The following is a 15514-nucleotide window of genomic DNA, read 5'->3' on the forward strand; positions in this document are numbered from 1 at the left end:
AGTCTCGTGCCAGGCGGCGGGCATGGCGGTCACGATGATCCACATGGCAGCTCTCACAGGATTCAACAGGAAGCACGACGTCGTGCCGGTCATCCGGGACGCGGACATGGTCGCGGTCGCCCTGCGCCAGGCGCTGGCCGAGGCATCGCCTCAGGAACGCCCGGGTCTGGCACGCGCCGCCGCGCTGGTCGAGGCCGCGGCGGCCGCCACCGAGTCCCAGGTGCGCGCGCGTTGGGTCCGCTCCCGGCTGGCCGCTGTCGGCTTCGCCGGGGACATCGCCTCGGTCGCGGCGGTGAAGGCACTGCGACAGGCGGAGCCCAGGCTGAGCCTGCTGGCGGCGGTGCACCTGCAGAAGGAGGCGGTGGCCCATCCGGAGTGATCCGGCCGCCCGCGGCGCGTCACAGCGCCGTGAGGTGTCCGGGCTGGTCCGGCTGCCGCGGAATCAGGGCCGGTTCGGTGGTCGCGCTGCCCGGCTCCAGAGCCAGTACCGCGGCCACGGGGTGGTCGTCGTCCTCGGGCACCGGCTCCGGCGTGACCCGGGTGAGCAGGACCACGCCCCAGGACGCCAGGCCCGCTCCGGCGAGGGCCAGCAGGACGCCGGCCGGGCCACCCCGGAGACCCTGGCCGAGCAGGCTGAGGCCGATGACCGCGGCGGCCACCGGGTTGGCGAGGGTCACCACGGCCAGCGGCGCGCCGAGGCCGCCGCGGTAGGCGGTCTGCGACAGCAGCAGCCCGCCGACGGCGAACCCGGCGACGAGCACGGGGACCACGACGACCTCGGTGCTCAGCGCCGGGCCCGTGCGGTCCGTGGCCGCCACGGTGACCGTCTGGGTCAGTGCCGAGGCGACGCCGGAGGCGAAGCCGGACGCCGTCGCGTGCCGGAGGCCGGGCCGGGCGCCGGGCCAGGACAGCATGCCGATCGCGGCGGCGGTCGTACCCGCGACCGCCAGTGCCTCGGTCAACGACAGCACCCGCGCGGGTGCCGGACCGGAGGCGGTGACGAGCAGCGCGGCGAGCCCGAGCAGCGTCAGCGCCGTACCGCGCCATTCCACCGGGCTGACCCGGCGCCCGGCCGCCCGCGCGCCGAGCGGTACGGCCGCGACCAGGGTGAGCGCGCCCAGCGGCTGGACGAGGGTGAGCGGGCCGTACTTGAGGGCGACGACGTGCAGCAGGGCGGCCGCCGCGTTCAGACCGACCGCCGACCACCAGGCGCCGGTGCCGAGCAGCCGCAGCAGGCCGGTCGCCGTGGTGCGGGCGGCGAGGCGTTCCTGGGCGACGGCGGCCAGCGCGTAGGCGATCGCGGAGACGAGGGAGAGGGCGACGGAGATCAGGGCGGCGGCGCTCATCGGGCCGCTCCCACCAGGACGGGCTCGCGTGGCGCGAGCCGGCCGGCGCCGCGTCCCGCCGTGCCGGCCGTCCGGTGCGGCCGACGGATCACGGCGAGGGTGAGCCCCAGCATGGCCGTCGCGACGATCGCGTCGAGCCAGTAGTGGTTCGCCGTGCCCACGATCACCAGCAGGGTGATCAGCGGGTGCAGCAGCCACAGCCAGCGCCACCGGGACCGGGTGGCCACGATCAGGCCGATCGCCACCATCAGCGCCCAGCCGAAGTGCAGCGACGGCATCGCCGCGAACTGGTTGGACAGATGGTCGCTGGACGGCGGTCCGTACACGGACGGGCCGTAGCGGCGGGCGGTGTCCACCAGTCCGGTGCCGGTCAGCATCCGCGGCGGCGCCAGCGGGAACGTGAACGGCAGCACCAGCGCGGCCGTGGTGACGACCGCGAGGACCCGGCGGGCCCACACGTAGTGGGCGGGCCGCCTCAGATACAGCCAGACCAGGAAGGCCAGCGTCGCCGGGAAGTGGACGGTGGCGTAGTAGGCGTTCGCCAGGTGGACGAGGGTGTCGCCGTGCAGCAGTGCGGACTGCACGGAGTTCTCGTGGGGGAGGTGCAGCGCCCGCTCCAGGTCCCACACGCGGTGGGCGTTGTGGAAGGCGTTGCCGGTGTGCCCGGTGGCCAGCTGCCGGCCCAGCTTGTAGACGAGGAAGAGCCCCGCGACCAGCAGAAGCTCACGTATCAGTGCCGGGCGCGCGGTCGCGTCCGGCGGCTCCGCTGCTGCCTCTGCAGGCTCGGTTCGGGCATTCATCCCCCGGCCCCTTCGCTGACGGTGGTGCGTGTGGTGGTGCGGGCGAGCACCGTCCCCGGGGCGGAGCTCATCGATACGTCCTCGTACCGATACGTCAGTGTACCGATACGGCTGAGTACCGGTACACTTGCGTATCGGTTGATCTGCGACACACTGGAGACAGCCTCGGGAGCCCGGCTTGAGCGGTGCTTCAGCGGGCGTGCAGGAATGACCGCAGTACACGAGTGAGGGGAAACACCGCATGACGTCGCAGGCCGCGGAGGGACCGGAGACGGTCGTCGCCTCGCGCCGCTCCAAGATCACGGCCGAGCGTGAGCGGGAGTTCTTCGACGCCGTGCTGGACCGGATCCGCGAATGCGGTTACGAGTCCGTCACCATGGAGGGCGTCGCCGCCAGCACCCGGTGCAGCAAGTCCACGCTCTACCGGCAGTGGAAGACCAAGCCCCAGTTCGTCGCCGCCGCGCTGCGTGCCAACCGCCAGGTGCGGTTCACCGGCATCGACACCGGATCGCTCGCCGAGGACCTGCGCCAGGCGGCGCGGGCCGCCGGGGACTGGTCCGGCAAGGACACCAGACTGCTGCAGGCGCTCGGGCACGCGGTCACGGCGGACCACGAACTGGCCCAGGCGCTGCGCGAGGCGCTGGTGTATCCCGAGATCGCCGCGCTGCAGGAGATGCTCGCCCGCGGCGTGGCCCGGGGCGAGGTGCGCGCGGACCATCCCGCGCTGGAGTACATCCCCGCCATGATGTTCGGCGTCCTGCGCGTCCGGCCGGTGCTCAGCGGCCAGTACGCCGACAGCGACTATCTCGTCCGGTTCGTGGAGGCCACCGTGCTGCCCGCGCTCGGACTGACGCAAGAACCGACCTGAGACCCAGGCCGCCGTTCACGGGATGACTGAACGGTGACCTGACCGCGCCGCACCGTGGGGACGGGGGCGGCGCGCACCCCCCGGCCGGGTGGGGCTCCTCTTGAGCGGAGGGGAGCCCCACCCGGCCGCATCATGTCCCAGCCGCCGTCGGTCAGACGTCCTGGCCGTTCCCGCCGCCGGACGACACCTTGATCCCCTTGAGGATGTCGTCGATGACCGAGGTCTTCTGCCCGACGTCGATGCCGAAGCGCACCACCACGATCTGCTTGGCGTCGTCGGGCGAGGGGAAGGCGACCGACTCCACATAGCCGTCGGCGCCCTTGCTGGTGACCGCCTTCCAGCGCACCATGTACCCCTTCTGCCCGGCCACCGTCACCGCCCCGGAGCCCAGCACCTGGTGTGAGGTGATGCTGCCGTAGGTGGTGCCGCCGTACGACTCCTTGGCATTGGCCGCGATGTCCGCCTCGGCGACCTTCTCGGCCGTGTCGCCCTTGATGCCCAGCGCCTGGGCCGGAGCCGAGTAGGCGCCGCCCGAGGTGCAGGTCTGGGTGGAGTTGCCCGGGCACTTGTAGGAGTCGTCGGAGGTCACCTGCGCACCGACGCTGATCGTCTGCCCGGTCCAGCCCTCGGGCACCGGCAGGCTGATGCCGTTGACCGGGTCCGGCACCGTGCCGCCGCCCTTGACCTTGGGCGCCTCGGACTGGCCCGGCGACGGCGAGGTCCCGCCGGGACCGCCGGAGCCCCCCGTGCCCCCGGAGCCGCCCTGGCCGCCGAAGCCGCCGCCCGGCCCGCCCTGTCCGCCGTCCTGTCCGCCCGCCGCGCCCTGCCGCGACCCGGCGTGGTCGGAGCTTGCGCCGCCGGGGTCCTTGGTGAGGGCCCACACGCCGACGGCGATGCTCGCCAGGACCGCGGTCGCCACCACGACGGCTATACCCGTTCGCACACCCCGCCGGGGGCCGGCCGGCGGCGCGGCGGGGTAGACCGGATACGCCGGATACGCGGTCTGAGCGCCATAGGCGGGGGGAGCCGCGGGAGCGGCCGGCTGGGGGCCGCCGGCCGGCGGCGGCTGCGTCGGGGGACCCCACGTGGCGGCCGTCCCGGCGGGGCGGGTCTGGTCCGTCCAGGCCTTGCCGTCCCACCAGCGCTCGGTGGGCGGACCGTCGTTCGTCTGCCCGGGGTCGGGGTACCACCCGGGGGGAGTCACCTGCGTCATGACCCCACCGTATGAGGCGACAGTGAAAGTGTGATGAGAGGATCCGCCGCCAATCGGCTAGACCGGACATTTCACCACCGGGATTTTTCCCACATCCCTGTTCTGACTCTCCGTCATCGACGTCCGCGCGCTCGGACGTCGAGCGTCGTGATCGCTTGCGGCGGGGGCCTGAGCAGCTCTGCCGCCGTGAAAGGGGCGTACGCCTTCGCGGTCCGCGGCCTGTCACCGTCCACGGCCTGCTGGGCACGGATCCGCGCAATGCGGGCTCCGTCGCGCCGACGGACCGCACCGCGTCCGCGACCGTCAGGGCCGTCCGGGCCGTCAGCAGGGTGAGCGTCGCCGACGCGTCCTCGGGGCGGACGCCGTCGCGGCAGCGCGAGCGGCGACCAGTGGCAACTGGCCTCGTGCCTCCCATGGTTGACGCCTCGTCCGCTGCTGACCGGCCCTTCGGGCCGGGTGTGCGTCGCCCGCCCGCGCCCGCTTTCACCCGCCGGGGCAAGAGCTGCCCCGACCGGCCACCACACCTCCCAGCGGAGGGCTACGCTCAGGTTCTGTACGTCATTCGGGCGACCTGGGGAGGTAACGGGATGACGGAGGAACGGCCGCCGACGGCCGCCTCGGCTTCCCTGTGGGAGCGGGACGCGGAGATCGCCACCGTCGCACAGGCACTCGACCTCCTGTGCGCCGACCAGTTGTCCGCGGGCAGTCTGCTGGTCTTCCGCGGCGAGGCGGGATTCGGCAAGACCGCGCTGCTGGCCGAGGCACGCCGCATCGCCGAACGCCGCGGCTGCGCCGTGTGGTCCGCGCGCGGCGCGGAGACCCTGAAGTCCGTCCCGTTCAACGTGGTACGGCAGCTCCTGCAGCCGGCCCTGCTGTCGTTACTGCCCGAGGAGGCCCGCGAGTACCTCGGCGACTGGTACGACATCGCCGGACCCGCCCTCGGCATAGCGGACCCGCAGGAGGGCAGCGCCGACCCGCAGTACGTGTGCGACGGACTCGTCGCCGCGGTGCGCCGGCTCGCCCGCCGCGAGTGGCCGCTGGTGCTGCTGATCGACGACGCGCACTGGGCCGACCAGGAGACCCTGCGCTGGCTCGCTGCGTTCTCCGAGCGCCTCGACGACATCTCCGTCCTCGTCGTGGTCGCCCGCCGCCCCGGCGAGGTCAGCGGCGACAGCGCCCGCCACCTCGACGCGGTGGCCGCCGCCGCGGCCCGCCCCGTCAACAACCTCAGCGCCCTCACGCCCGACGCGGCGGCGGGGCTCACCCGTGCCACCCTCGGCCGCCACGCGGACGACGCGTTCTGCCGCGAGGTCTGGGCCGTCACCGCGGGCAACCCCTACGAGACCACCGAACTCCTCGCCAGGGTGCAGGACAGCGAACTGCAGCCGGTCGAGGCCCGGGCCGGTGAACTCCGCGCCCTCAACCGCGCCGCCCGCGGCGGCGGACTGGTCGACCGGCTCAAGGGGCTCGGCCTGGCGGCCACCCAGTTCGCCTGGGCGGCCGCCATCCTCGGTACCGGTATCACCGTCGACATGGTCGCCCGCCTCGCCACCATGGACGAGGCCGTCGCCCGGCACTGCGCCCAACTCCTCTGCACCGCCCGCATCCTCACCGAACCCTCCCCCATGGCCGGCGCCGAACGCGAGGAGGGCGAGCTGGAGTTCGTCCACCCGCTCATCGCCAGCGCCGTCTACAACTCCATCCCGTCCGGGGTGTGCACCGCCATGCACGGCGTCGCCGCCCAGATCATCACCCAGCTGGGACGCGGCGCCGCCCAGGCCGCCCGGCACCTGCTGAAGGTGCACCCGGACGGCGACGAGGAACTCGTCGAGCAACTGCGCGAGGCCGCCCGCGAACACCTCGCCGTCGGCGCGCCCGACGCGGCCCGCACCTGCCTCGAACGCGCCCTGCGGGAGCCGCCGCTCCCCGAGGTCCACGCCCACGTCCTGTACGAACTGGGTTGCGCAAGCCTGCTCACGGCACCCGCCGTCACCATCGACCACCTCCAGTTCGCCCTCGGCCTGCCCGGCCTCGACGGCGAGCGGCGGGTCGACGCGGTGGTCCGGCTCTCCCAGGCGCTGATCCACAACGACCAGCTGGAGGAGGCCGTCCGCACGGTCGAGGCCGAGGCCGCCCGGCACGAACCCGGCCCCGTGCGGATGCGGCTGCAGGCCGTGCAGTTCATGTGGGAGGGCATCCACGGCGAGACCGTCTCCCCGGCCCGCTCCCGGCGCCTCGCGGAACTCGCGAGCACCTGCACCGGACGCGACAACGCCGAACGCGCCCTGCTCATCCTGCGCGGCTTCGACGCCATGACCCACGGCGAGAGCGCCGACGAGGTGCTCCAACTGTGCGACCGCGCCCTCGTCAACGGCCGTCTCGCCCCCGGCCTCGGCTGGACCGACCCCGAGTGGGGCATCGAGCTGCTGATGATGCTCGGCAGCGCGTACGCCTACTCCGACCGGCTCGACCGCGCCGAGAGCCTCTTCGCCGAGGCCCTGCGCGTCTACACGAGTGCCGGCTGGCGCGGCGGCCATCTCTCCCTCGCCAACGCCTTCCTTGGGCTCGCCTACCGCAGGCAGGGCCGGCTGCGCGATGCCGAGTCCACCCTGCGCGAGGCGCTGGTCCTCGCCGAGCGCGTCGGCCGCCGCTTGCCGCTGTACTGGTCGGCGACCTGCGGACTGGTCGACACCCTGCTCGCCCGCGGCCGCGTCGACGAGGCCTGGTCGATCGCCGAACAGTACGGCTTCGCGCCGCCCTACCCCTCCACGATCGTGCTGCCCGACATCCGCTGCGTGCGCGGCCGGCTGCTGCTGGCCGTCGGCCGTACCGAGGAGGGCGTCCACGAGCTGGAGGCCGCCGAGAAGATCGCCGCCTCGCGCGGCGGCCACAACCCGGTCCTCTCGCCCTGGTCCATCGACCTCGCCAAGGCCCTCGCCGACCGGAACCCGGCACGCGCCGCACAGCTCGCCGCCGACGCCCGCCGGCAGGCCGAACGCTTCGGCACGGACACCGCCATCGGCGAGGCCCTGCGCTGCGCCGCCGCCCTGGAGACCGGCGGGCGCGCGGTCCAGCTCGCCGCCCAGGCCGTCACCTACCTGGAGGCCTCGCCCTGCCAGTACGAACACGCGGCGGCCCGCGTCGAGTACGGCATCGCCGCCCGCTCCGTCGCCGAACTGGGCCGGGGCCTGGACCTCGCCCGGGCCTGCGGTGCCGATGGGCTGGCGGCCCAGGCGAGGGCGGCGCTGGCGTCGGGACAGGGGCTGCGCTAGCGCCCCGCGGCGGACCTCACATCGTGAGCAGCTGCTCCGTGACCGCCGCCAGACGCTTGCGTACCTCCGGGTCGTACGTCTCCTCGTGCGCCCGGGCCCGCCGGGTGCCGTCGAAGTAGCAGCCGCTGCCCAACTCCTCGGTGGCCAGGGCCAGTACACCGGGTGCGCCGTCGGCGACCGAGTGCCACGGGGCGATGGCGCTCTCGCGGACCATCGCCGTGTCCATGAAGGTTGCGGGGTGCAGGACGTTCACCGACACCCCGCTGTCCCCGAGTTCCTCCGCGAGCGTGAAGGTGTGCGCGGCGAGGGCGAACTTGCTGCGGCAGTACGCCGACATCCCGCTGTAGCCGCGGCTGAGTTCCGGGTCGGTGAAATCGAAGGGTTCCTGGCCGGCCGAGCCGACGTTCACGATCCGGGCCGGCGCGTTGTTCCGCAGGACCGGCAGCAGGGACCGGGTGAGGACGACCGGCGCGAGATAGTTCACGGCGAGCCGCAGCTCGTGCCCGTCGGCGCTCAGCTCCCGCCCGGAGCCGGGCGTACCGCCGCCCACCCCCGCGTTGTTGATCAGTACATCGAGGTCGGGATGCGCCTCGGCGACCCGTGCGCCCAGCTCGCGGACCTCGGCGAGGCGGGCCAGGTCGGCGACGAAGCCCTCCGCATCGCCCTCGGTGCGCAGCTCCGCGACCAGCCGCTCGGTGCGGTCCCGGTCCCGGCCGTGGGCGAGGACGACATGGCCGGACCGCACCAGTTCGAAGGCCACGTAGCGGCCGAGTCCGGAGGTGGCGCCGGTGATCAGAATGGTGGACATGCTGCCACCCTAGGCACGGCCGGGCGCCGCGAGGGGGGTGCTGTCGAAGCTACGACCGGCAGGGTCACCCTCAGCCCCCGGTGTCCCCCTCCTCCTCGGCGAGGACCCGCTGGGCGGTCGCGAACGCCGAGTTGGCGGCCGGCACCCCGCAGTAGGCGGCGGTCTGCAGCAGCACCGCGCCGATCTCCTGCGGCGTCAGCCCGTTTCGGCGCGCCGCCCGGACGTGCATGGCCAGTTCGTCGTAGTGGCCGTGGGCGACCAGCGCGGTCAGAGTGATCATGCTGCGCTCGCGCCGGGACAGCGTCGGATCGGTCCAGATCTCGCCCCAGGCGTAGCGGGAGATGAAGTCCTGGAACCGAGCGGTGAACGGGGTCTGCCGAGCCTGCGCCCGGTCCACGTGCGCGTCGCCCAGCACTTCGCGCCGCACCGCCATTCCGCTCGCCGGGAATCCGTCCAGCTGGGTGCGCAGCGCGGCCAGCACGGCCCGCGGGCACTGCGCCGGGGCCAGATGGGAGGCGCCGGGCAGCTCCACCAGCGTCGACCGGGGCACGGCGTCGGCGATCTCCCGCAGATGCGCGGGCGGCGTCGCGGGATCCTGCTTGCCCGCCACCAGCAGCGTCGGTACGACGATGCCGGCGAGCCGGTCGCGCAGGTCGAACGCGGCCAGCGCGTCGCAGCAGGCGGCGTACCCCTCCGGATCGGCTTCCCGATGGTCCCGCACCAGCCTCGGCACGGTGAACCCGGGCGTGAACCAGCGCGCGTCCGCGCTCTCCACCAGCCACTCCATGCCTTCCCGGCGCACCCGGTCCGCCCGTTCCCGCCAGGGCGCGGCGCCGCCGAAGTGGGCGGAGGAACAGATGACCGCCAGGGAGGTCAGCCGGTCGGGGTGGTGCACGGCCAGGTGGAGGCCGACGGCGCCGCCGAGGGAGACGCCCGCGCAGGCGAACCGGTCGATGCCGAGCGCGTCGGCGAGGGCCAGCACCAGCGCGGCGAGGTCGCCGACGGTCGCGCCCGGCCCGATCAGCTCCGGCGCCGACCCGCCGTGGCCGGGCAGGTCCCAGCGCACCACGCGGTGGGCCGCCGACAGCTCGGGCGCGAGCGCGTCCCACAGGGCGTACGAGGTGCCGAGCGACGGCCCGAGCAGCAGCGGGGGCGCCGAAGCGGGGCCTTCTACGAGGTGGTTGAGGAGTTTCTCGGTCAACGTCGCTCCAGGGCACGGTCGGTGAGAGTTCCGGCGAAGCCGGTGTAGTGGGCCGGGGCGCACAGGTCGTCCAGGTCGATGTCCTTCAACTCCACCTGTTCGGCCAGGAGTTCGCGTAGCGGGCGGTCCTCGGTGTGGGCGCGGCGGGCCAGTTCGGTCAGCAGCTCCTTGGCACGCGCACGACCGAGGACGGGGCTGAGGGCGGCGGACAGCCGTTCGGACACGATCAGGCCCCGGGTGAGGCCGAGGTTCCGGCGCATCGCGGCGGGGTGCACGCGCAGGGCCTCGGCCAGCTCGGCCGCGTGGGCGGCCGAGCCGCCCACCAGCCGGAGCAGCTCGCGCAGCGGCTCCCACTCGGCGTGCCAGGCGCCGGCCGGCCGCTCGTCCTCGGCGGCGACGGAGCCGTACAGCGTGGCCGCGAGCTGGGGGGCACGCCGGGCGGCGGCCAGGAGGAGCGTGGCGCGCACCGGGTTTGCCTTGTGCGGCATGGCCGACGAGCCGCCGCCGCTGCCCTCGCTCACCTCACCGATCTCGGTGCGCGACAGCGTCAGCACATCCACGGCGAGCTTGCCCAGCGCCCCCGCCGCGAAGGCCAGGCCCCCCGCCAGGTCCGCGATCGGCGTCCGCAGGGTGTGCCAGGGCAACGCCGGTGCGACAAGGCCGACTTCACGGGCGTACGCAGCCGTCAGAGCGGTGGCGTCCTGGGCGCCGTAGGCCCGGAAGGCCGCCAAGGTCCCAGCTGCGCCGCCGAGTTGGGCGGGCAGCGAGTCCCGTACCCGGTTGACGCGGTCGCGCGCGTCCAGGACCAGCGCGCGCCACCCGGCGGCCTTCAGCCCGAACGTGGTCGGTACGGCGTGCTGGGTGAGCGTACGTCCCGGCATCACCGTCTCCCGGTGCTCGGCGGCGAGTCCGGCCAGCGCCCGTTCGGTACGGCCCAGGTCGGCCAGGGCCAGGCCGAGGGTGCGCACGGCGACCAGCATGGTCGCCGTGTCCAGGATGTCCTGGCTGGTGGCGCCCCGGTGGACGTAGGCGCCGTACTCCTCGCCGACCACCTTGGTCAGGTCGGCGACGAGCGGAATGACCGGGTTGCCCCCGGCCGGGGTCCGCGCGGCGAGGTCGCGGAGGTCGAACCGGTCCAAGGCGGCCGCCTCGGTCACCGCCGTCGCGGCCTCGGCCGGGGCGAGGCCCAGCGCGGCCTGCGCCCGGGTCAGCGCGGCCTCGGCGTCCAGCAGCGCCCGCAGATACGCGTGGTCGCTCGTCTCGGACGCGGCGCCCGACCGGGCCCATTCGGGTGCGAGCAGGCCGGACTCGGAGCACGGAGGGGACACAGGTGTCACTGGAACTCCAGGAAGACCGTCTCGCCTTCGCCCTGAAGGCGGATGTCGAAACGGTAGGCGCCCGGGCCCTCCTCGGCGGCGATCAGCGTGTCGCGCCGGTCGCCCACCCGGGTGAGCAGCGGGTCGGCGGCCAGCGAGGTCTCGTCGCCCGGCAGGTAGATACGGGTGAACAGGTGGACGAGCAGGCCGCGCGCGAAGACGCAGACGCTGAGGTACGGCGCGTTGCCGCCGCGCGCGCCGGGACGCAGCGTGCGCGCGTACCAGTGGCCGTTCGCGTCGGTCTGGACGCGGCCCCAGCCGGTGAACTCCACGCCGTTGCGGCCGAGGTACCCGCCGGTGGCCGGGTCGCGCCGGATGGAGCCGTCCACCTGCGGCACCGTGCCGTCGGGGCGCGGCCCCCACAGCTCCACGAGCGCGTCCGGCAGCGGCTCGCCGGCGCCGTCCAGGACGTACCCGTGCACGGTGATCGTCTCCGGGTGGCCGAGCGGGGCGATCTCCTCGCCGCCGCGGAAGGGCAGGGCGTAGCCGTAGAAGGGGCCGACCGTGTGGGACGGGGTGGGCAGCACCTGCTCCGGGCTGCTCGTGTCGATCTTCGTCATGGCGGTCAGCGTCCTTCCTCGGTCCAGGTGGCGGCCGGGCCGTCCAGCACGATGTCCCAGTGGTAGCCGAGCGAGAACTCCGGCACCGACAGGCCGTGGTCGTAGGTGGCGACCAGTCGCTGCCGGGCCGCGTCGTCCGTCACCGACTGCAGGATCGGGTCGTACGGGAACAGCGGGTCGTTCGGGAAGTACATCTGCGTCACCAGCCGCTGGGTGAACGCCGTGCCGAACACCGAGAAGTGGATGTGTGCCGGGCGCCAGGCGTTCACGTGGTTGCGCCACGGATAGGGGCCGGGCTGGATGGTGGTGAAGTGGTAGCGGCCCTCGGCGTCGGTGAGGGTGCGGCCGAATCCGGTGAAGTTCGGGTCGAGCGGGGCGTCGTGCTGTTCGCGCTGGTGGGCGTAGCGCCCGGCCGAGTTGGCCTGCCAGATCTCGATGAGCTGGCCGCGCACCGGGCGCCCGGCGCGGTCCAGCAGCCGCCCGGAGACGGTGATCCGCTCGCCGATCGGCTCGCCGCGGTGGTGCCTGGTGAGGTCGTTGTCGATCCCGGTGATGTCGCGCTCGCCGAAGGCGGGGGAGCGCAGCTCCATCAGCTCCGGGTCCCGGGCGGTGTCGATGGCGACCAGGGGCTGCTTGGGGTGGCGCAGTACGGAGGAGCGGTAGGGCGCGTAGTCGCGGCGCGGATGGTGCTCGACGGCGGCGCCGTCGGCGACGCGCTTCTCGTACGCGGCGTGCTCGGCGGCGATTTCGAGGTCGATGCCGGCTTGGGTGAGAGTCATGGGACGTCCTAGAGGTCAGCGTTCGAGAACGAGGGCGAGGCCCTGGCCCACGCCGATGCAGAGGGTGGCCACGCCGGTGCCGGAGCCGCGGCGGGCGAGCTGGTGGGCGACGGTGCCGGCGAGCCGGGCGCCGGAGGCACCGAGCGGGTGGCCGAGCGCGATGGCGCCGCCCTGGGGGTTGAGGACCGCCGGGTCGAACTCGGGCCATTCGGCGAGGCAGCCGAGGACCTGGGCGGCGAAGGCCTCGTTCAGCTCCAGGACCGACAGATCGTCGAATCCCTTGCCCGCCTTGGCGAGAGCACGGTTGACGGCCTCGACGGGGGCGAGCCCGAAGTAGTGCGGGTCGGTCGCGGACACCCCGGTCGCGGAGATCCGGGCGAGCGGTTCGCGGCCGGTCGCCTTCAGCCCTTCCTCGTCGGTGAGGAGCAGGGCGGCGGCGCCGTCGTTCAGCGGGGAGGCGTTGCCCGCGGTCACGGTGCCGGTGTCCGTACGGAAGGACGGCTTGAGCTCGGCCATCGCGGTGAGCGAGGCGTCCGGCCGTACGCACTCGTCGGCGGCGAAGGAGACCGGCTCGCCCTTGCGCTGCGGGACCTGGACGGGCGCCAACTCGGCGCTGAACAGGCCCTGTTCCTGGGCGGCGGCCGCCTTGCGGTGCGAGGCGAGGGCGAACTCGTCCTGCTGCTCGCGGGTGATCTTGTGCTTGTCGGCGATCAGCTCCGCGCTCTCGCCGAGCGGGACGGTCCACTGCGGGTCCATCCTCGGGTTGACCATGCGCCAGCCGAGCGTCGTGGAGTACAGCTCGGCGTGTCCGGCCGGGAAGGCGCGGTCGGACTTGGGCAGCACATACGGGGCGCGGGTCATGGACTCCACGCCGCCGGCTAGGGCGATGTGCGCGTCGCCGACGGCGATGGCGCGGGCCGCCTGGACGACCGCCTCCAGACCGGAGGCGCACAACCGGTTGACGGTCACGCCGGGCACGGAGGTCGGCAGGCCCGCCAGCAGCGCGGCCATACGGGCCACGTTGCGGTTCTCCTCGCCGGCGCCGTTGGCGTTGCCGAAGTAGACGTCCTCGATCCGGGCCGGGTCCAGAGCCGGTGTGCGGGCGAGGAGTGCGCGGATCGCGTGGGCGGCGAGGTCGTCCGGGCGTACGGAGGCCAGGGCGCCGTTGTAGCGGCCGATGGGGGTGCGGACGGCGTCGACGAGGTAGACCGTGCTGACGGCGTTCACTGCAGGTTCTCCGGGATGGTGAGTGCGGCGTCGGTCCGGGCGACGACGTCGTGGGCGGTCACCCCGGGCGCGGTCTCCACCAGGGCGAGACCCCGCTCGGTGACGTCCACCACCGCAAGATCGGTGATGATGCGGTTCACACAGGCCTTGCCGGTGAGCGGCAGCGTGCATTCCTTGAGGATCTTCGGGGAGCCGTCCTTGGCGGTGTGGGTCATCACCACGATCACCCGACGGGCGCCGTGCACCAGGTCCATCGCGCCGCCGATCCCGGTGACCAGCTTGCCCGGCACGGCCCAGTTGGCCAGGTCGCCGCCGGCGGAGACCTGCATCGCGCCGAGCACGGCCACGTCGATGTGCCCGCCGCGGATCATCGCGAAGGACAGCGCCGAGTCGAAGAAGGACGCGCCCGGCAGGACCGTCACGGTCTCCTTGCCCGCGTTGATCAGATCCGGGTCGACCTGGTCCTCGGTCGGGTAGGGGCCCGTGCCCAGGATGCCGTTCTCCGACTCCAGGACGACCTCGACGCCCGGGGGGAGATGGTTAGGGATCAGCGTCGGCAGGCCGATGCCGAGGTTGACGTACTGGCCGTCGCGCAGCTCCCGTGCCGCGCGGGCGGCGATCTCCTCGCGTGTCCAGGCCATCAGCTGCTCACCGTCCTGCTCACCGTCCGCCGCTCGATCCGCTTGTCCGCCGCCTGCTCCGGGGTCAGGGCCACCACCCGCTGCACGAAGACGCCCGGCAGGTGTACGGCGTCCGGGTCGATCTCGCCGGGCTCGACCAGCTCCTCCACCTCGGCGATCGTGACCTTCCCCGCCATGGCCGCGAGGGGGTTGAAGTTGCGGGAGGACCTGGCGAAGACCAGATTTCCGTGCCGGTCGCCCTTCGTGGCCCTGACCAGCGCGAAGTCGGTGCGGATGGCGCGCTCCAGGACGTATTCCACGCCGTCGAACTCCCGCACCTCCTTCGGCGGCGAGGCCAGCGCGACGCCGCCGGAGCCGTCGTAGCGCCAGGGCAGCCCGCCCTCGGCGACCTGGGTGCCGACCCCGGCCGGGGTGTAGAAGGCGGGGATGCCGGCGCCGCCCGCGCGCAGCCGCTCGGCCAGCGTGCCCTGCGGGATCAGCTCCAGCTCCAGCTCACCGCCGAGGTACTGCCGGGCGAACTCCTTGTTGCCGCCGATGTACGAGCCGGTCACCCGGCCGATCCGCCCCGCGGCCAGCAGTACCGCGAGTCCGGACTCCATGGCTCCGCAGTTGTTGGAGACGACCGAGAGACCGCCGACCCCGCGCTCGTACAACGCCTGGATCAGCACGTTCGGCACACCGCTCAGCCCGAACCCGCCGACCGCGAGGGACGCGCCGTCCGGCACATCGGCCACCGCCTGACGGGCCGTGGCGACCACCTTGTCCATCCGTGAAGCCTCATCTCTCCGCCATTAATCAGCGCACTGAGTATTTCAGCGAGGTGCCTCACACGCTGCCACCGGGCGACGACATCCGTCAAGATACGGGCTATTCGCAGGCCTCATGGGGACAGGCTGACTGATCGGCGGGTATTGTTCAGTGCACCAACGAAATGATCAGGGAGCGCACATGGCCGCGGTGGACCTCACCACCCATCCCGGGCACCTGGCCCGGCGGCTGCAGCAGGCGCACTACCTGCTGTGGAACACGATGGTCTCCGAGGAGATCACCTCGCCGCAGTTCGCGGTCATGAACGCGCTCGTCGCCGAGCCGGGCCTCGACCAGCGGACCGTGGGCGAGCGGGTGGGCCTGGACCGCTCGACCATCGCCGAGGTCATCAGCCGGCTCGGCCGCCGGGAGCTGCTGACCAAGGCGCGCGACCCGGAGGACGGCCGGCGCTTCCTGCTCCGCCTGACCGACGAGGGTCGGCGCGTCCACCGCAAGCTGACCGTGCGCACCGCCCGGATGAACCAGGTCTTCCTCGCGCCGCTGTCCGCCGAGGAACAGACCGTGTTCTTCGATCTGATCCGCCGGGTCGCGGACGCGGCCGAGGGCCTGCGCAACCCGGCCGAACCACTGGCCGCGCGGGGCTGACCGGGCCGGT

At 73.4% G+C, this 15514-nt stretch carries 15 protein-coding genes; 4 read left to right on the forward strand and 11 right to left on the reverse strand.

All coding sequences use genetic code 11. The features are described from left to right. Positions 1-43: 43 nt before the first annotated feature. Positions 44-379 (forward strand): hypothetical protein, encoded by a 336-nt coding sequence (locus ACZ5NH_RS06170; protein WP_388627011.1) that lies wholly within the window; start codon positions 44-46, stop codon positions 377-379. A gap of 19 nt (positions 380-398) precedes the next feature. Here the strand turns inward: ACZ5NH_RS06170 and ACZ5NH_RS06175 are convergent, their stop codons facing one another. After that, the gene (locus tag ACZ5NH_RS06175) at positions 399-1346 is read right to left on the reverse strand and encodes a DMT family protein (protein ID WP_468773197.1); all 948 of its coding nucleotides are present in this window, start codon (positions 1344-1346) and stop codon (positions 399-401) included. After that, positions 1343-2146, reverse strand: a complete 804-nt coding sequence (locus ACZ5NH_RS06180) for a phosphatase PAP2 family protein (RefSeq protein WP_468773198.1) — start codon at positions 2144-2146, stop codon at positions 1343-1345. Before ACZ5NH_RS06180 ends, ACZ5NH_RS06175 begins: the two co-directional genes overlap by 4 nt. A gap of 241 nt (positions 2147-2387) precedes the next feature. On the opposite strand from ACZ5NH_RS06180, the gene ACZ5NH_RS06185 reads away from it, so the two are divergent. Beyond that, the gene (locus ACZ5NH_RS06185) at positions 2388-3014 is read left to right on the forward strand and encodes a TetR-like C-terminal domain-containing protein (RefSeq protein WP_468773199.1); all 627 of its coding nucleotides are present in this window, start codon (positions 2388-2390) and stop codon (positions 3012-3014) included. A gap of 151 nt (positions 3015-3165) precedes the next feature. On the opposite strand, the gene ACZ5NH_RS06190 is transcribed toward ACZ5NH_RS06185, so the two are convergent. Beyond that, the gene (locus tag ACZ5NH_RS06190) at positions 3166-4227 is read right to left on the reverse strand and encodes a DUF2510 domain-containing protein (RefSeq protein WP_468773200.1); all 1062 of its coding nucleotides are present in this window, start codon (positions 4225-4227) and stop codon (positions 3166-3168) included. A 587-nt stretch (positions 4228-4814) separates the two neighbouring features. Between ACZ5NH_RS06190 and ACZ5NH_RS06195 the strand changes: the two genes are divergently transcribed. After that, a complete protein-coding gene (locus ACZ5NH_RS06195; protein WP_468773201.1) occupies positions 4815-7499 on the forward strand; it encodes an ATP-binding protein in 2685 nt (894 codons plus the stop codon). 16 nt (positions 7500-7515) lie between these two features. On the opposite strand, the gene ACZ5NH_RS06200 is transcribed toward ACZ5NH_RS06195, so the two are convergent. From ACZ5NH_RS06200 to ACZ5NH_RS06235, 8 genes are all read right to left on the reverse strand, one after another. Then, a complete protein-coding gene (locus ACZ5NH_RS06200; protein ID WP_468773202.1) occupies positions 7516-8307 on the reverse strand; it encodes an SDR family NAD(P)-dependent oxidoreductase in 792 nt (263 codons plus the stop codon). A 70-nt stretch (positions 8308-8377) separates the two neighbouring features. Continuing rightward, a complete protein-coding gene (pcaDC, locus tag ACZ5NH_RS06205) occupies positions 8378-9508 on the reverse strand; it encodes a bifunctional 3-oxoadipate enol-lactonase/4-carboxymuconolactone decarboxylase PcaDC (protein ID WP_468773203.1) in 1131 nt (376 codons plus the stop codon). Continuing rightward, a complete protein-coding gene (gene pcaB / locus ACZ5NH_RS06210; protein ID WP_468773204.1) occupies positions 9505-10845 on the reverse strand; it encodes a 3-carboxy-cis,cis-muconate cycloisomerase in 1341 nt (446 codons plus the stop codon). Before pcaB ends, pcaDC begins: the two co-directional genes overlap by 4 nt. After that, positions 10842-11444 carry a protocatechuate 3,4-dioxygenase subunit alpha gene (gene pcaG, locus ACZ5NH_RS06215; RefSeq protein WP_468773205.1) on the reverse strand — a complete coding sequence of 201 codons (603 nt, stop codon included), beginning with the start codon at positions 11442-11444 and terminating at the stop codon, positions 10842-10844. The genes pcaB and pcaG overlap by 4 nt, the downstream gene beginning before the upstream one ends. A 5-nt stretch (positions 11445-11449) precedes the next feature. Then, positions 11450-12223 carry a protocatechuate 3,4-dioxygenase subunit beta gene (pcaH, locus tag ACZ5NH_RS06220; RefSeq protein ID WP_468773206.1) on the reverse strand — a complete coding sequence of 258 codons (774 nt, stop codon included), beginning with the start codon at positions 12221-12223 and terminating at the stop codon, positions 11450-11452. Positions 12224-12238: 15 nt separating this feature from the next. Beyond that, a complete protein-coding gene (locus tag ACZ5NH_RS06225) occupies positions 12239-13450 on the reverse strand; it encodes a thiolase family protein (RefSeq protein ID WP_468773207.1) in 1212 nt (403 codons plus the stop codon). Beyond that, entirely contained in the window at positions 13447-14091 is a 645-nt protein-coding gene (locus ACZ5NH_RS06230; RefSeq protein ID WP_388626993.1) for a CoA transferase subunit B, read from the reverse strand. Before ACZ5NH_RS06230 ends, ACZ5NH_RS06225 begins: the two co-directional genes overlap by 4 nt. Then, a complete protein-coding gene (locus tag ACZ5NH_RS06235; protein ID WP_468773208.1) occupies positions 14091-14858 on the reverse strand; it encodes a CoA transferase subunit A in 768 nt (255 codons plus the stop codon). The genes ACZ5NH_RS06230 and ACZ5NH_RS06235 overlap by 1 nt, the downstream gene beginning before the upstream one ends. Before the next feature lie 181 nt (positions 14859-15039). On the opposite strand from ACZ5NH_RS06235, the gene ACZ5NH_RS06240 reads away from it, so the two are divergent. Then, positions 15040-15504: a MarR family winged helix-turn-helix transcriptional regulator gene (locus ACZ5NH_RS06240; protein WP_450984557.1), complete on the forward strand. Its 465-nt coding sequence runs from the start codon at positions 15040-15042 to the stop codon at positions 15502-15504. Positions 15505-15514: the final 10 nt, after the last annotated feature.

It is taken from the genome of Streptomyces sp. NPDC031426, from assembly GCF_055581585.1.

What these genes read in the sequence shown, in the direction of transcription:
- ACZ5NH_RS06170 (WP_388627011.1), top strand. Translation starts at nt 44, where the DNA reads ATGGCAGCTCTCACAGGATTCAACAGGAAGCACGACGTCGTGCCGGTC.
- ACZ5NH_RS06175 (WP_468773197.1), bottom strand. Translation starts at nt 1,346, where the DNA reads ATGAGCGCCGCCGCCCTGATCTCCGTCGCCCTCTCCCTCGTCTCCGCG.
- ACZ5NH_RS06180 (WP_468773198.1), bottom strand. Translation starts at nt 2,146, where the DNA reads ATGAATGCCCGAACCGAGCCTGCAGAGGCAGCAGCGGAGCCGCCGGAC.
- ACZ5NH_RS06185 (WP_468773199.1), top strand. Translation starts at nt 2,388, where the DNA reads ATGACGTCGCAGGCCGCGGAGGGACCGGAGACGGTCGTCGCCTCGCGC.
- ACZ5NH_RS06190 (WP_468773200.1), bottom strand. Translation starts at nt 4,227, where the DNA reads ATGACGCAGGTGACTCCCCCCGGGTGGTACCCCGACCCCGGGCAGACG.
- ACZ5NH_RS06195 (WP_468773201.1), top strand. Translation starts at nt 4,815, where the DNA reads ATGACGGAGGAACGGCCGCCGACGGCCGCCTCGGCTTCCCTGTGGGAG.
- ACZ5NH_RS06200 (WP_468773202.1), bottom strand. Translation starts at nt 8,307, where the DNA reads ATGTCCACCATTCTGATCACCGGCGCCACCTCCGGACTCGGCCGCTAC.
- pcaG (WP_468773205.1), bottom strand. Translation starts at nt 11,444, where the DNA reads ATGACGAAGATCGACACGAGCAGCCCGGAGCAGGTGCTGCCCACCCCG.
- pcaH (WP_468773206.1), bottom strand. Translation starts at nt 12,223, where the DNA reads ATGACTCTCACCCAAGCCGGCATCGACCTCGAAATCGCCGCCGAGCAC.
- ACZ5NH_RS06230 (WP_388626993.1), bottom strand. Translation starts at nt 14,091, where the DNA reads ATGGCCTGGACACGCGAGGAGATCGCCGCCCGCGCGGCACGGGAGCTG.
- ACZ5NH_RS06235 (WP_468773208.1), bottom strand. Translation starts at nt 14,858, where the DNA reads ATGGACAAGGTGGTCGCCACGGCCCGTCAGGCGGTGGCCGATGTGCCG.
- ACZ5NH_RS06240 (WP_450984557.1), top strand. Translation starts at nt 15,040, where the DNA reads ATGGCCGCGGTGGACCTCACCACCCATCCCGGGCACCTGGCCCGGCGG.